Origin of the sequence: Microcystis ichthyoblabe FBCC-A1114 (assembly GCF_050500245.1) — a bacterium.
Taxonomy (GTDB): domain Bacteria; phylum Cyanobacteriota; class Cyanobacteriia; order Cyanobacteriales; family Microcystaceae; genus Microcystis; species Microcystis ichthyoblabe_A.
The window spans coordinates 4559443-4574699 of the sequence record NZ_CP191408.1; the positions used below are offsets into that span (position 1 = coordinate 4559443).

A 15257-nucleotide genomic window follows, 5' to 3' on the forward strand; every position below is an offset into this window, starting at 1 on the left:
CGATACAAAATATCAACGACTAGGATTAAATGGCTACTCATATTGTTACTGGTGTCGCGGGTTTTATAGGTTCTAGCTTGGCAGAAAAGCTTTTAGAACAAGGAGATCAGGTGATCGGTATCGATCAATTTAACGATTATTACGACCCCAGTTTAAAGCGCCAAAATGCCCATATTCTAGCAAAATATCCCGAATTTAAGTTAATTGAAGCGGATATACAATCCCTCGACTGGAGACAACTGTTGCAAGGAGTAGAAGTATTATTCCATCAGGCAGCCCAAGCAGGAGTCAGAGCAAGCTGGGGTGATGGATTTCGTCAATATACCGAAAGGAATATAAATGCTACTCAAATTATCCTTGAGGCCGCTAAGGAAACCCCTTCTTTACAACGGATGGTTTTTGCTTCCACTTCCTCGGTGTATGGCAATGCGGAAACGATGCCGACTCCGGAAACCCTTTGTCCCCAACCAGTTTCACCCTACGGCATCACCAAATTAGCGGCAGAAAGACTCTGTTGGCTATATCACCAGAATTTTAACGTTCCCGTCACTGCCTTGCGTTATTTCACCGTTTATGGACCGCGGCAACGTCCCGATATGGCTTTCCATAAGTTTTTTCAAGCAGCGATCGCTGGTAAACCAATCGGCATCTACGGGGATGGCAAACAAACCCGCGATTTTACCTTCATTAGCGATGCTGTAGCCGCTAATTTAGCCGCTGCCGTCGTGCCGGAAGCGGTGGGTGAGGTGTTTAATATTGGTGGTGGCAGTCGCGTGGTTTTACTGGATGTCTTGGATACCATGGAAAAAGTCATCGGTAAACCGATCGAGCGACTGCATCAAGGATTGGCCCGGGGAGATGCCCGTCACACCGCCGCCGATGTCACCAAAGCGCGTACTATTCTAGGTTATAACCCCCAAGTCTCTTTAGCCGAAGGATTAACCCAAGAATGGCAGTGGATTCAGGGATTATATTGTTAAGTTAATTAGGGTTGGCTGAATATCAGTGGAAGCCTTGCTAAAAAATGGTTTCAGGGTTCCGCTTCCCAGTGCGCGAGGTTATTGTCTGAGTAACGCACAGAAAAGGGGTTTCTCCGAGAAATCCCTTTTCTACTCAAAAACTATCATATCCCCCCGCCTACCGGCACCCCCCTTATCAAGGGGGGCAGGGGGGATCGAACCCAAAATCTATCTTCAATTTAATTATAACCAGCCACTTATGTAATTAATTGTGTCCAGCTACTTAGAAACCATTTTTTTCAATTCTTGGCTCTCTCCCTTGTGGTGAGCAGTAGAGAAAGACTTTTTCTCGATTACCTCGTTTCCAGAGGTTCTAGCTCTTGTGTAACCTATCGGGGAAGGGAGGGAGACGCTGACTTTTCCTATTGTCAGGTGGAACCTTGGCACGAGACAAGAGAATCGAGTCGCCCCCACCCTACTGTTCCTATTTCCGTTTCTTCAGGCTAGAAGCTAACCCTAATCCTCCCAATCCTAACAAGGCAACCACGGAACCCGGTTCAGGGACGCTAGTGGGAGGAGCGTTCTCTGTTCCCTCAAGGCTAAATTGTAAAGGGCCACCCGTAGGAAGAATAATCCAAGATGCTGATTGATCGGAACTGGCAACGAAACCATCATCAATCGTCCAACCAGGGAGTCCTGTTTGATTGTTAGAGTTAGCAACACCCCATAAATACCCCAATCCAGTAAGTGAAGAAATACCACTGACTAACCAGTAAGTGGTATTAGCGGCTAATGCTTGCGGAGTAGTCAGGGTAAAGGTGTTATTGGCGAGAGTGGTAGTAATGGAAGCAGGGTTAGTAAAATTCGTTATCACAGTACCAGGTTGTCCACTGTTGTCGCTATAGAGACGAAGAAACAAGTTGGGACTGGCGCTGCTGATTTGTTGGAACAAAAGAGTAGCAGAATTAAGGTTATAACTGCCACTGCCAGTTGTAAAGCTTTTTCCTGTCCACTGGAAAAATGATACAGTCTCAAAAAAACTATTTGATTGACTTAAGTTCTCAACGAGGGTGACAGCAGAAGCTTGTTGTCCTAAACTTAGGGAAAGAAGGAGAGCAAGGCTACCCCCCCCCGATTTTTGCCAGAATTTGCTGATTTTGGGTCATTTTTGGAAGTCCTAAAGACAAAAAGGTTGAAATTGTTCTTGATTGATGATCTATCTTCTGAGCATCTGCTCGGAAAAAAGGTTTGTAGTAACTTAGCACAGATTAACTCGCTAGGTTGTACGGCCTCGTCCGCAGAATATAGAATTTAGTGTAGAAATGTCAAGTTTTTAAGATAGGTAGATGATAAGTACCTAAGCAAAATTAATTACACATTTCGATAAAGCTTTTGCCTCTTGCCTATTGCCTCTTGCCTGTCTTCACTAGGAAATTTATTTTGCATGACTACTTAAGTAGGGTTTGCGGCAAAAAGTTTGTTGGTGGGGGCAGGGTGTGGGGTGTGGGGTGTGGGGTGTGGGGTGTGGGGTTTTACCCATTTTCATGCGGTCAATTACCTAATTTTCAGGGAAAAAGTGCCTAAATTTCCCCCCGATCACTCCCATATCCGGTACTTTTTGATTTCAAAAAGTCTAAAAGTCTTACCCAACAAGGTTTTTAGCTTTATTCAGCAAACCCTACATATATAACCTATCAGGTAAGGGAGGGAGACACTCCTTTTTCCCATTGCCAGATGGAACCTTGGCACGAGACAAGAGAATCGAGTCGCCCCCACCCTACTGTTCCTATTTCCGTTTCTTCAGGCTAGAAGCTAACCCTAATCCTCCCAATCCTAACAAGGCAACCACGGAACCCGGTTCGGGGACGCTAGTGGGTGGAGCGTTCTCTGTTCCCTCAAGGCTAAATTGGTAAGGCCCACCCGTAGGATCAGTGTCCCAAGATGCTGATTGATCTGAACTGAAAACGTAACCATCACCAATCGTCCAACCGGGTAGTCCTGTTTGATTGAAAGATTTAGTATAACCCCAATAATACTCCCCTCCACCAGTTGTACCACTGACTAACCAGTAAGTGGTATTAGCGGCTAATGCTTGCGGAGTAGCCAAGGTAAAGGTGTTATTGGTGAGAGTGGTAGTAATGGGAGTAGGGTTAGTAAAATTCGTTATCACAGTGCCAGGTTGTCCACTGTTGTCGCTATAGAGACGAACAAACAAGTCGGTACTGGCGCTGAATTCTTGGAACAAAAGAGTAGCAGAATTAAGGTTATAACTGCTACTGCCAGTGGTAAAGCTTGATCCTTGCCACAAGTAGTCAAAGGTTATACCTCCTGTGTCTGAATTTGATTGACTTAAGTTCTCAACGAGGGTGACAGCATAAGCTTGTTGCCCTAAGCCCAAAGAAAGAAGGAGAGCAAGGCTACCTCCCCCGATTTTTGCCAGAATTTGCTGATTTTTAGTCATTTTTGGAACTCCTAAAGACAAAAAGGGTGAAATTGGCCTTGATTGATGGTCTATCTTCTGAGCATCTGCTCGGAAAATAAACTTTGTGGTAACTTAGCACAGATTCCTCGTTTTTGGGAAAAAGTAGAGTGACCTAACCCCCAAAATCTCTTTCCTTTGCAAGGGAAGGTAGGAAGATGGAAAATTAGTTAACCTTTTGGCGATTGCTAGATGACTAAAAATAAAAGAGTGCTGATTTTAGGGGGAACAGGGGAAGCGGCGGTATTAGCGGCTAAAATTGCGGCAATTCCGGGTATAGATGCCATCGCTTCCTTTGCCGGTCGCACGAGAGAACCGATTACTCTCACAACTCCTTCTCGTCGGGGGGGGTTTGGTGGTGCCACTGGGTTAGCCAATTATCTGCGGCAAGAAGGCATTGATTGTTTAATTGATGCTACCCATCCCTTTGCCGCGCAAATTTCCTTTAATGCCGCTCAAGCCGCCTCGGATTGTGGTATTCCTCGATTAATGTTAAGTCGTCCAGCTTGGGAAAAAGTATCTGGAGATAATTGGATTGAAGTAGAAAACAATCAAGCGGCGGCGAATATTTTACCAGAGTTAGCACCGAGGATATTTCTCACTATTGGTCGGCAAGAACTGGCAAGTTATGCACATTTAAACAATATCTGGTTTTTGATGCGGATGATTGACCCTCCGGAACCAGATGCCATCGTACCGATTGGAAAATTATTATTGGAACGGGGGCCTTTTTCCTTACAGTCAGAGCGCTCTCTTTTACAAGAATATAAGATTGGGGTGATCGTGAGCAAAAATAGCGGCGGTGATGCCACTTACGCCAAAATTATCGCCGCTAGAGAGTTGGGAATAACCGTGGTCATGGTACAACGTCCACCTGTACCTGAAGGAGAAAAAGTGGCGGATGTTCAAAGTGTCCTAGCATGGTTAGAAAAAAGACGGCTCTCTTGATGAGACCTCTTGCAAAAATCAAAAATCTTCCCTTAGGTGAGGAGTAGGGGGCTAGTATATTAGTAAGTAGTCGTGCAAAATTGATTTCTTGGTTAGGATAGGCACTCATGCAATAGGCAATAGGCAAAAGTTTTATCGAAATGTGTAATTAATTTTGCTTAGGTACTTATAATAGACTGGAACTTAATATAGCACTTTTCACATCACTGAGGTATCGACAAGTTTTGCCAACAAAGGGTTTAAGCCCCTTGCCTATGGCTCATGCTAATGAAAACTGCTATAGTATAACATATAATAGTCTAATAGTTTTCTTTTTCCTCCGTCACCAGAGTAATACCCGTCCATTCTCCCTTCTGATCATAAGAACGAATTAGGCGCTGTCTTTGAGTAGGAGAAAGTAACCAACCCACCTCTAAAACAAAAGGATGACCAGCAGTAATTTTCAGAGGTGTATTACAGGAAGCTCCATCGGGCAGCATCAGAATTTGCACCGGCAGCTGACTATTTTCAAACAACAATCTTTGTCCCTCAATACGAGCGCTAGAAGTGATTTGATGATCACCAAAAGTCAAAGTTTGCGAGAGATAATTATCCCCCTGACGCTCGATCGAGATATGGGTAGAATAGGCAGCAGAATTATAAAAATCCCGTCCCGTTGTCACTGCTTGTCCTCGCCATTGACCCAGTAATTGCTCCACCGTTAACATCGGTCTTTCTGGTGACTGAGAATCAACTAATTTTTCCCGAATTAAAGTCAAGCGATCGAACTCACAGCGTTCATTAAATAACTGTACGATTCTTAATCGTCTTTCCCCAGAGATTAAGCCAAATTCTGCTCCGAATGGTGAGGAAAAACTACTAAAATATAGAGAACCTTGACAAAAAGCTCCCGTCTGGCTAAATAGAATACCCTGATGCAGAGAACTATACTCTAAAATTAAATCTTCCGGCTCTCGATCGCTGTAGAGACGGCGAACCAATTGACGAATCGATCGATTATTATTAATGCCTTGCAAAGATACCAAAGTCGGGGTATCTTCGATCAAGTCGCCTTGGGGAGACAGACGAGTAAAAGAACCTTGCCATTGACCGAGATTTTTTAGTAAACATTCCCACTGGGAGAGCATAATAATTGAGGTAATTGGGGGAAATAGGAAAAAATACATGGGAACAATTCGATTAATGCACGCCAAACTCCATCGAGTGCGCGTCAGCGAGGCTAACGTCGATTATGTCGGCAGTATCACTATCGATCGAGAATTGATTGAGCGGGTCGGTATTTTGCCCCTTGAAGAGGTGGATGTGGTCAATCTTAGCAATGGTAAGCGCTTTTCCACCTACGTTTTTCCCGGCCAAACCGGGGAAATTTGCCCCAACGGTGGTGCGGCGCTGCTCTGTCAACCCGGAGATATTTTGATTATCTATGCCTACGAACAACGTCCGAGGCAAGAAGTTCTCGAAAACGGTCATTTTGCCAAAGTTCTCGTCGCTGATGCCGAAAATCGCTGTCAGCAATTTTTTGAACAGAGCCTAATTCCCCGGGGTGATGGTCAAGGAGTTGAATTTTATAGCCAAGAATGCTGATTCTTGTCCTCAATTTGTTAACTTTCCCGTCATAATAAGAATAAGTAATGTAAACTTTCTTAGAATCAGCCCCCATGCGTGTAATTCTCATGACCGGTAAAGGAGGCGTGGGTAAAACCTCCGTCGCCGCCGCTACAGGACTCCGCTGCGCCGAACTTGGCTATAAAACCCTAGTTCTCAGCACCGATCCCGCTCACTCTCTCGCTGACAGTTTCGATCTCGAATTAGGTCACGATCCTCGTTTGGTACGTCCCCATCTTTGGGGAGCAGAATTAGATGCACTAATGGAGTTAGAAGGCAACTGGGGCGCAGTAAAACGTTACATTACTCAGGTATTGCAAGCTAGGGGTTTAGATGGAGTGCAAGCGGAAGAATTAGCGATTTTACCTGGAATGGATGAGATTTTCGGCTTAGTTCGCATGAAACGCCACTACGATGAGGGTACTTATGATGTGTTGATTATCGATTCCGCACCCACGGGGACAGCTTTACGATTGCTGAGTTTGCCAGAGGTGGGCGGTTGGTACATGAGAAGATTTTACAAACCTTTACAGGGAATGTCGGTGGCATTGCGACCACTGGTGGAACCTTTTTTTCGACCGATCGCCGGTTTTTCCCTACCGGACAAGGAAGTTATGGACGCTCCCTACGAGTTTTATGAGCAGATTGAGGCTTTGGAAAAGGTTTTGACCGATAATACTCAAACCTCGGTACGTTTGGTGACAAACCCCGAAAAAATGGTGATTAAGGAGTCTTTACGCGCCCATGCCTATCTAAGTCTCTATAATGTTTCTACCGATTTAATTATTGCTAATCGGATTATTCCCGACAAAGTAACCGATCCTTTCTTTGCTCGTTGGAAAGAAAATCAACAGGGTTATAAACAGGAAATTTACGATAATTTTCATCCCTTACCGGTTAAGGAAGTTCCTCTCTACTCCGAAGAAATGTGTGGTTTACCCGCTTTAGAAAGACTGAAAGAAACTCTTTTTGCTGGGGAAGATCCGACTAAGGTTTATTACCAAGAAAACACCATTCGGGTAGTTCAACAGGAAAATAATTACAGTTTGGAGTTATATTTACCCGGCATACCCAAGGAACAGATACAACTAAATAAAACTGGAGACGAGTTAAATATTCGCATTGGTAATCACCGTCGTAATTTAGTTTTACCCCAAGCTTTGGCAGCCCTGAAACCTTCCGGAGCAAAAATGGAAGATGATTACCTGAAAATCTCTTTTAGCAACGTGGTAAAAGTGTAATTCCCCTAGATTGGGTGGGAAGTGGGGAGGTTTTCAGTGATCAGTAAACAGTGAACAGCGAACTGAAAACTCAAATCCGATCTCTGATAGCTGTCTCCCCTCAACCGTCTCGACTAGGAAATTAATTTTGCACGACCACTTATCTCTTGGATTTGGTGGGTAAAATGTACTCTAAGATATATTCCCCCTAGCGCGGGGGTGGAACGAACCACAAAGACACAAAGGACACAAAGATCGATCATAATGTAAGTTAAACTTATCACACAGAACCTAGAAGAGCCATTGTTCCCTCACCCCAATTCGTGAAATTCCTCTTTGTAGCGATGCAAATTCCCCACCTGCCTAGGTGTCTGGGTGGGGACTGACGCGGGATCGTTCACCCTAATTTTGGTAAACCCATACTATAGTTCTGGACTCTGGCATTGAGATTATAGCTGATTTCGCCTTTTTGCAGGAGAGAACGGATAAAATGTTCCAGATCTGAACCGATGCGACGGAGATTATATTCGCTCAGTTCTTCCCCATTGTAGGACTCTACCAATTCATCAAACTTACTATAAACCTTATTGAGAGCCACTTCTTCCCAATTAAATTCATTATCGGGATCCACATCAAGAGTCAAAACATTGTTACTCTCGATTAATTGATTATTTTTTACTTCAGCCGTATAAATGCGAATATGACGGGTCGTGGATTTTAACAGCATGGAATCTTCAGGGTAAGTTAGACGCTATGTCTAAGATTTTGCCATGATTTGCGGCAATGGGGAAATGGGGAATTGGGGAATTGGGGAGATTGGGAAGCTGTCTCATCACCCTATCTCCCGAACAATGTTTACGGATCGACCAGAAACGTGATACTATAATAGATTGCAGTGTTTAAGCAGAGATCACGAGTCCTATGGCCTTAACCCAGACCAAAAAACAAGAACTAATCAGCCAATATCAGTCCCACGAAACCGATACAGGATCATCGGAGTTACAGGTAGCTTTCTTAACCGAGAGAATCAACCAACTGACCGAACACCTGAAAGCTAACCCGAAAGACCACGCTTCCCGCCGGGGATTACTCCAGATGATCGGTCGTCGTCGGGGACTGTTAACCTATATTCAGAAGAAAGATCAACAACGTTATCAAACCCTGATCGGTCGTCTCGGAATTCGCCGTTAAGCTTACCCCCCTTGCATCCCTACCATGGCCTCTGAATCGAAATCGACGGAGAAAAAAGAGCGTCTTCCCTTTGAGCCGCGCCAAAATAAGCGAAAAACCCCGAAAATTGCCCCTAGTCCCGTGCCACCGCCGATAAAGAATCGCTCCGAGGAAACCAGCTTAAAGGCAATTCCGCAAGCGGTCAGTCAACGGATGGCCAAACGGATGGCGGTATTTTGTGGCATTCCGACAGTATTGGGGATAACTTCCTTTTTTGGCTTCTACTGGATTATTAGCCACAATCTTCTCGAAATCCCTTCCTACGTCGCCATGCTCGTCAGTTTAAGCCTATTTGGTCTAGGTTTTATCGGTCTGAGTTATGGCATCTTCTCCGCTTCTTGGGACGAGGATCGGGTGGGGGATTGGCTAGGATGGCAAGAATTTCAAGCTAATTTTGGCAGAACGATCGCTGCTTGGCGGTCCGGCAAAAAAGAAGTGGAAGAAAAATAGATAACCTCTAGAAATCGTCAACAATAGAGATTAAAGGAAAAAATAAAGGGTTAATGCCATGATTATTGTCATGAAAGTTGGTTCCCCGGAAATTGAAATCGAGCGCGTCAGTGCCGAATTCGAGGCATGGGGATTAAGTCCCGAAAAAATCGTCGGTAAGCATAAAGTTGTCATCGGTTTAGTCGGAGAAACCAGGGAATTAGACCCCCTACAAATCCAAGAATTAAGCCCTTGGATCGAAACCGTCCTGCGAGTCGAACAACCCTTCAAACGCGCCTCTTTAGAATACCGTCACGGGGAATACAGCGAGGTTTTAGTCCCCACTCCTAACGGTGTTATCCCCATCGGCAGAAATCATACCGTTAGCATTGTCGCCGGCCCCTGTTCGGTGGAAAATGAGGCGATGATCGTGGAAACTGCCAAACGAGTGGCAGCAGCCGGAGCGCAATTCCTCCGGGGTGGTGCCTACAAACCCCGCACTTCTCCCTATGCTTTCCAAGGTCACGGGGAAAGCGCTTTAGAATTACTAGCGGCGGCTAGAGATGCCAGTGGTTTGGGTATTATCACGGAAGTAATGGACGCGGCGGATCTCGATAAGATTGTCGAAATAGCCGATGTGGTGCAGGTGGGGGCCCGCAATATGCAGAATTTTTCCCTCCTGAAAAAAGTTGGGGCGCAACCGAAACCAGTCCTACTCAAGCGCGGCATGGCGGCCACTATTGAAGATTGGTTGATGGCGGCAGAATATATCCTCGCGGCAGGAAATAGCAATGTCATTCTCTGCGAACGCGGTATCCGCACCTTTGACAGTAAATATACTCGCAATACCCTAGATTTATCCTGTATTCCCGTTTTAAGAACTTTAACCCACCTGCCGATCATGATCGATCCTAGCCACGGTACGGGTAAATGGGAATATGTCCCGACCATGGCCATGGCTTCCCTGGCAGCTGGGGCTGATTCCTTGATGATCGAGGTGCATCCTAACCCAGCGAAGGCCCTATCTGATGGGCCGCAATCCTTGACCCCCGACCGATTCGATCGATTAACTCAGGAGTTAGCGGTCATTGGTAAGACGATCGGGCGTTGGCCCCAGGTTCCGGCACTGGTTTAATTAAGATGGTCAGGGGGTGAATCAACCCCCTTTTTTGGGCATAAATTTCGCTTTTCGGGGCAGTTATGGTGACAGTTCCTCTGGAGTTAAATACTGAGCAAATTAGGGGCGAAAAACGGGTAGTTTTTAATCATCTCAGTTGGTTATCCTATCGGCAAATTTTACAGGCCCTAGGGGAAAATAATCGCGCCCATTTATTTTATGATCGTGGCACTTTAGAGATTACTATGCCCCTAGAAGAACACGAGTTTTATCGAGAATTAATTGGACGTTTTATCTATTTTTTAGTGTCCGAATTGGGTTTAAAAATTAAAAGTCTGGGTTCCACAACTCTAGCTAGGGAAGATTTAGAACAAGGGGCAGAACCCGATAATGCTTACTATATTCAAAATCAAGCTAAAGTGCTAGGAAAAAGAATTAATTTAACTGAAGATCCGCCCCCAGATTTAGTGGTGGAAGTGGATATAACCCACACGGATATTAATAAATTAGCACTTTATGCCCGTTTGGGAGTGCCGGAATTATGGCGTTTTAATGGACAAATCTGGCGCATTTATCGGTTAGAAAAGGAAGGTTATCAGGAAGAAGAATTTAGTCCCACTTTTCCCCTAGTTCCGAAAACTAAACTCTATGAATTTTTAGCCACTGCTCAAGAGGATGAAGTCAGGGCAGAAAAGAATTTAAGAGCATGGGTTGTTAGTCAACTAGCTGAAAGTTGAGGTAATTATGGTGACAGTTCCTCTGGAGTTAAATACTGAGCAAATTAGGGGCGAAAAACGGGTAGTTTTTAATCATCTCAGTTGGTTATCCTATCAGCAAATTTTACAGGCAATAGGGGAAAATAATCGCGCCCATTTATTTTATGATCGTGGTACTTTAGAGATTACTATGCCCCTAGAAGAACACGAGTTTTACCGAGAATTAATCGGATTATTTATTCGGATTTTGGTGGTAGAATTGGGTTTAAAAATTAAAAGTCTGGGTTCCACAACTCTAGCTAGGGAAGATTTAGAACGGGGGGCAGAACCTGACAATGCTTACTATATTCAAAATCAAGCTAAAGTGCTAGGAAAAAGGATTAATTTAACTGAAGATCCGCCCCCAGATTTAGTGGTGGAAGTGGATATAACCCACACGGATATTAATAAATTAGCACTTTATGCCCGTTTGGGAGTGCCGGAATTATGGCGTTTTAATGGACAAATCTGGCGCATTTATCGGTTAGAAAAGGGGGTTTATCAGGAAGGAGAATTTAGTCCCACTTTTCCCCTAGTTCCGAAAACTAAACTCTATGAATTTTTAGCCACTGCTCAAGAGGATGAAGTTAAAGCAGAAAAGAATTTAAGAGCATGGGTTGTCAGTCAACTAGCTAAAAATAATTAACTAGGGTTTGCGGCAAAAAGTTTGTTGGTGGGGTTAGGAGCCGGTCGTCAGGAGACAGGAGACAGGAGAATTAAGAATGAGTAATAATCAATTAAATGGTTTATTTAGGGTTGGCTGAATAAATGTGAAATGTAGGCAAGGTAAGGGTTTTGTGGCTCTTCTCTTGAAACAGGTGCCAGATTTTGAGAGAATCGTCCTTCAAAACCTTGCGTCTTCATCGGCCTGCGTCCTGTAGGGGCGAAGCATTCGGGCAATAACCTATCGGTGAAACTGGAGATTTTCTATCCGAATGCTTCGCCCGTACTTTTTCAGCAAGCCCTATTTAGAGATTTTCTGCCAGTTAATCTGGCTCTCCCCTACTTGTGGTCATAAGAAAAAGTTATGAAAAAGTCAGAGATTCAAATTTTCCTAGCTCACGCTAGTGAGGACAAACCAGCAGTTTTGGCACTGCATGAGCGCCTTAAGCAAGCGGGATATAAACCTTGGTTGGATGAAAAAGACCTGATTCCGGGTCAAATTTGGCGAGATGAAATTCCGAAAGCGATTAAAGCTAGTCAGATTTTTCTCGCCTGTCTGTCAGGGAAATCGGCTAATAAGCAGGGATACATCCAACGGGAGTTGAGGATTGCACTTGATACCTTGGGAGAGATGCTACCGGGGACAATTTTTTTTATTCCCATGAGGTTAGAAGAATGCGAAATTCCTGATCTGCGACTTGCAGAAGTTGGCTTGAATCTGCGAGATATTCACCGGCTTGATTATTGGGAAGAAGACGGATTTGAGCAACTAGAAAGAGCAATTGGCTATCAGTTCAAGCTTGAACCAGAAGAGCTAAAACAACCCTTATCAATATTTAACTTTGAGATCGTGCGAGTAAATGCTAAGGGTGAGCAAATTAACAAAGAGTCGAAACAGTCCCAATATTTCAGGGAAGATCTGGGCAAAGGCATCACCCTAGAAATGGTTGCCATACCGGGGGGAACTTTCCTGATGGGAACAGAAGATGAGGAAATCGAAAGACTGGTTAAAAAATTTAATTGGGAAGGATTTAGAAGGGAAAGACCACAACATGAAGTAACTGTCCCACCCTTCTTTATGGGTAAATACCCCATCACCCAGGCCCAGTGGAAAGCGATCGCCTCTCGCACGGATTTAAAAGTTAAACAAGACCTTGATTTCAAGCCAGCCTATTTTAAAGACCGTCCCGATAGCGATCGCCGTCCCGTGGAACAAGTCAACTGGTACGATGCGATCGAATTCTGTGCGAGATTATCAAAACTAACGGTTCGGGAATACCGACTACCGAGTGAAGCGGAATGGGAATACGCTTGTCGTGCTGGAACCACCACCCCGTTTTACTTTGGGGAAACCATTACGGGGGAATTGGCTAACTACAATGCCAGTAATACCTACGCCGATGAACTGAACGGAGAATATCGAAACGAAACAACTCGCGTGGGACAATTTCCCCCAAACGCCTTTGGACTGTACGATATGCACGGCAATGTCCGGGAGTGGTGCGCCGATACTTGGCACGATAACTATGACGGTGCGCCGACGGATGGCAGTGTCTGGATAGAAAATGGTAATGATAATCGTTCTCCTCTGCGGGGCGGTTCCTGGGGCTACAATCCTACTTACTGCCGTTCCGCGATTCGCTACGACTACTACTTCCGCCGCGTCAACCGCATCAACAATTACGGTTTTCGGGTGGTGTGCGGTGCTGGGAGGACTCTCTAACCCTTTTTCCTTTTTCCCCTTTTACCCTCATTCCCTATTTTTTCTTTTTTCTTTTCTTTCCCGCCCTTAGGCGGGTCGATTTTGTAGGGGCGAACTCGACCCATTTGGTCGATTTTTGCTTAACAATTGTCAAGGATTGTTAAGATGCGCTTACCCTGCACTTTTCCCCTAGTTCCGAAAACTAAACTCTAGGAATTTTTAGCCACTGCTAAAGAGGATTAAGTGAGGGCAGAAAAGAATTTAAGAGCATGGGTTGTTAGTCAACTAGCTAAAAATAATTAACTAGGGTTTGCTGAAAAAGTTTGTTGGTGGAGCCGGTCGTTAGGAGACTCCGAGACAGGAGAATTAAGAATGAGTAATAATCAATTAAATGGTTTATTTAGGGTTGGCTGAATAAATGTGAAATGTAGGCAAGGTAAGGGTTTTGTGGCTCTTCTCTTGAAACAGGTGCCAGATTTTGAGAGAATCGTCCTTCAAAACCTTGCGTCTTCATCGGCCTGCGTCCTGTAGGGGCGAAGCATTCGGGCAATAACCTATCGGTGAAACTGGAGATTTTCTATCCGAATGCTTCGCCCGTACTTTTTCAGCAAGCCCTATTTAGAGATTTTCTGCCAGTTAATCTGGCTCTCCCCTACTTGTGGTCATAAGAAAAAGTTATGAAAAAGTCAGAGATCCAAATTTTCCTAGCTCACGCTAGTGAGGACAAACCAGCAGTTTTGGCACTGCATGAGCGCCTTAAGCAAGCGGGATATAAACCTTGGTTGGATAAAAAAGACCTGATTCCAGGCCAGAACTGGCGTTCAGTCATCCCCAAGGCGATCGCAAATAGTCAACTGTTCATCGCTTGTCTCTCCCAACGCTCGATTGCTAAACAAGGATTCGTGCAGCGGGAATTTAAAATGGCCCTCAATCAATATGCTGACAGACCGCCGAATTCAATCTACCTCATTCCGCTGAGATTGGATGAATGCGATATCCCCGACCTGCGACAGGAGGAGTATGGCTTGAACCTGCGAGACCTCCACTGGCTTGATTATTGGGAAGAAGACGGATTTGAGCAACTAGAAAGAGCAATTACCTATCAATTCAAGCTTGAACCGGAAGAGCCAAAAAAACCCGTAATCGTTCCAGAAGAACCAAAACAACCGGTAATCGTTCCAGAAGAACCAAAAAAGACCGTAATCGTCACGCCACCGTTATCAGTATTTAACTTTGAGATCGTGCGAGCAAATGCGAAGGGTGAGCTAATTAAAAAAGAGTCGAAACAGTCCCAATATTTCAGCGAAGATTTGGGCTACGGCATCACCACCCTAGAAATGGTTGCCATACCGGGGGGAACTTTCCTGATGGGAACGGAAGGCGAGGAAATCGAAAGACTGGTGAACAAATTTAACTGGGAAGGATATAGACGGGAAAGACCACAACATGAAGTAACGATTAAACCCTTCTTCATGGGCAAGTATCCCATCACCCAGGCCCAGTGGAAAGCGATCGCCTCTCGCACGGATTTAAAGGTTAAACAAGACCTTGATTTCAACCCAGCCTGTTTTAAAGACCGTTCCGATAGCGATCGCCGTCCCGTGGAACAAGTCAACTGGTACGATGCGATCGAGTTCTGTGCGAGATTATCGAAACTAACGGTTCGGGAATACCGACTACCCAGTGAAGCAGAATGGGAGTACGCTTGTCGTGCTGGAACCACCACCCCGTTTTACTTTGGGGAAACCATTACCGGGGAATTGGCCAACTACAGGTCCAGCGAAACCTACGCCGAGGAAGTGAAGGGAGAATATCGAAAAGAAACGACTGCCGTGGGACAATTTCCTCCCAACGCCTTTGGACTGTACGATATGCACGGCAATGTCTGGGAATGGTGCGCCGATACTTGGCACGATAACTATGACGGTGCGCCGACGGATGGCAGTGCTTGGATAGAAAATGGGGATGATAATCGTTCTCCTCCGCGGGGCGGTTCTTGGTACTACTTTCCATTTCTCTGCCGTTCCGCTTACCGCTTCAACGACTTCCGCCGCGGCTACAGCAACAACGGCTACGGTTTTCGGGTGGTGTGCGGTGCTGGGAGGACTTTGTAGCAGAAAAGAATTTAACTTAGTGTCAACAGACTTGCA

General features: G+C 45.0%; 15 protein-coding genes. 11 read left to right on the plus strand and 4 right to left on the minus strand.

Annotation, left to right across the window (positions count from 1 at the left end):
* The first annotated feature begins 29 nt into the window (after positions 1–29).
* Positions 30–980 carry an NAD-dependent epimerase/dehydratase family protein gene (locus tag ACQY1Y_RS22230; protein WP_430013577.1) on the plus strand — a complete coding sequence of 317 codons (951 nt, stop codon included), beginning with the start codon at positions 30–32 and terminating at the stop codon, positions 978–980.
* Between the two features lie 463 nt (positions 981–1443).
* Here the strand turns inward: ACQY1Y_RS22230 and ACQY1Y_RS22235 are convergent, their stop codons facing one another.
* Both ACQY1Y_RS22235 and ACQY1Y_RS22240 read right to left on the minus strand, forming a co-directional pair.
* On the minus strand, positions 1444–2115 hold the full coding sequence (locus ACQY1Y_RS22235; protein ID WP_430014705.1) for a choice-of-anchor R domain-containing protein: 672 nt from the start codon (positions 2113–2115) through the stop codon (positions 1444–1446).
* A gap of 630 nt (positions 2116–2745) precedes the next feature.
* Positions 2746–3420: a choice-of-anchor R domain-containing protein gene (locus tag ACQY1Y_RS22240; RefSeq protein WP_430013578.1), complete on the minus strand. Its 675-nt coding sequence runs from the start codon at positions 3418–3420 to the stop codon at positions 2746–2748.
* 210 nt (positions 3421–3630) lie between these two features.
* Here ACQY1Y_RS22240 and ACQY1Y_RS22245 point away from each other — a divergent pair, with 210 nt between their 5' ends.
* Entirely contained in the window at positions 3631–4386 is a 756-nt protein-coding gene (locus tag ACQY1Y_RS22245; protein WP_430013579.1) for a cobalt-precorrin-6A reductase, read from the plus strand.
* Positions 4387–4685: 299 nt separating this feature from the next.
* Here ACQY1Y_RS22245 and ACQY1Y_RS22250 read toward each other — a convergent pair whose 3' ends face one another.
* Positions 4686–5513 carry a DUF3598 family protein gene (locus ACQY1Y_RS22250; RefSeq protein ID WP_430014706.1) on the minus strand — a complete coding sequence of 276 codons (828 nt, stop codon included), beginning with the start codon at positions 5511–5513 and terminating at the stop codon, positions 4686–4688.
* A gap of 37 nt (positions 5514–5550) precedes the next feature.
* Between ACQY1Y_RS22250 and panD the strand changes: the two genes are divergently transcribed.
* Positions 5551–5970 (plus strand): aspartate 1-decarboxylase, encoded by a 420-nt coding sequence (panD, locus tag ACQY1Y_RS22255; protein ID WP_002758245.1) that lies wholly within the window; start codon positions 5551–5553, stop codon positions 5968–5970.
* A gap of 74 nt (positions 5971–6044) precedes the next feature.
* Positions 6045–7232 carry a TRC40/GET3/ArsA family transport-energizing ATPase gene (locus ACQY1Y_RS22260; RefSeq protein ID WP_002741890.1) on the plus strand — a complete coding sequence of 396 codons (1188 nt, stop codon included), beginning with the start codon at positions 6045–6047 and terminating at the stop codon, positions 7230–7232.
* Between the two features lie 376 nt (positions 7233–7608).
* Here the strand turns inward: ACQY1Y_RS22260 and ACQY1Y_RS22265 are convergent, their stop codons facing one another.
* Positions 7609–7938, minus strand: coding sequence for an NAD(P)H-quinone oxidoreductase subunit M (locus tag ACQY1Y_RS22265; protein WP_002738864.1), 330 nt, complete (start codon positions 7936–7938; stop codon positions 7609–7611).
* Positions 7939–8132: 194 nt separating this feature from the next.
* Between ACQY1Y_RS22265 and rpsO the strand changes: the two genes are divergently transcribed.
* From rpsO to ACQY1Y_RS22300, 7 genes are all read left to right on the plus strand, one after another.
* Positions 8133–8402 (plus strand): 30S ribosomal protein S15, encoded by a 270-nt coding sequence (rpsO, locus tag ACQY1Y_RS22270; RefSeq protein ID WP_002741886.1) that lies wholly within the window; start codon positions 8133–8135, stop codon positions 8400–8402.
* Positions 8403–8426: 24 nt separating this feature from the next.
* A complete protein-coding gene (locus ACQY1Y_RS22275) occupies positions 8427–8891 on the plus strand; it encodes a PAM68 family protein (RefSeq protein WP_002738795.1) in 465 nt (154 codons plus the stop codon).
* 58 nt (positions 8892–8949) lie between these two features.
* The gene (aroF, locus tag ACQY1Y_RS22280) at positions 8950–10005 is read left to right on the plus strand and encodes a 3-deoxy-7-phosphoheptulonate synthase (RefSeq protein WP_002750796.1); all 1056 of its coding nucleotides are present in this window, start codon (positions 8950–8952) and stop codon (positions 10003–10005) included.
* Between the two features lie 65 nt (positions 10006–10070).
* Positions 10071–10724 carry a Uma2 family endonuclease gene (locus ACQY1Y_RS22285; RefSeq protein WP_430013580.1) on the plus strand — a complete coding sequence of 218 codons (654 nt, stop codon included), beginning with the start codon at positions 10071–10073 and terminating at the stop codon, positions 10722–10724.
* A 7-nt stretch (positions 10725–10731) separates the two neighbouring features.
* Positions 10732–11388 carry a Uma2 family endonuclease gene (locus ACQY1Y_RS22290; protein ID WP_069475708.1) on the plus strand — a complete coding sequence of 219 codons (657 nt, stop codon included), beginning with the start codon at positions 10732–10734 and terminating at the stop codon, positions 11386–11388.
* A gap of 381 nt (positions 11389–11769) precedes the next feature.
* A complete protein-coding gene (locus ACQY1Y_RS22295) occupies positions 11770–13128 on the plus strand; it encodes an SUMF1/EgtB/PvdO family nonheme iron enzyme (protein WP_430013581.1) in 1359 nt (452 codons plus the stop codon).
* A 656-nt stretch (positions 13129–13784) separates the two neighbouring features.
* Positions 13785–15221 carry an SUMF1/EgtB/PvdO family nonheme iron enzyme gene (locus ACQY1Y_RS22300; protein ID WP_430013582.1) on the plus strand — a complete coding sequence of 479 codons (1437 nt, stop codon included), beginning with the start codon at positions 13785–13787 and terminating at the stop codon, positions 15219–15221.
* Positions 15222–15257: the final 36 nt, after the last annotated feature.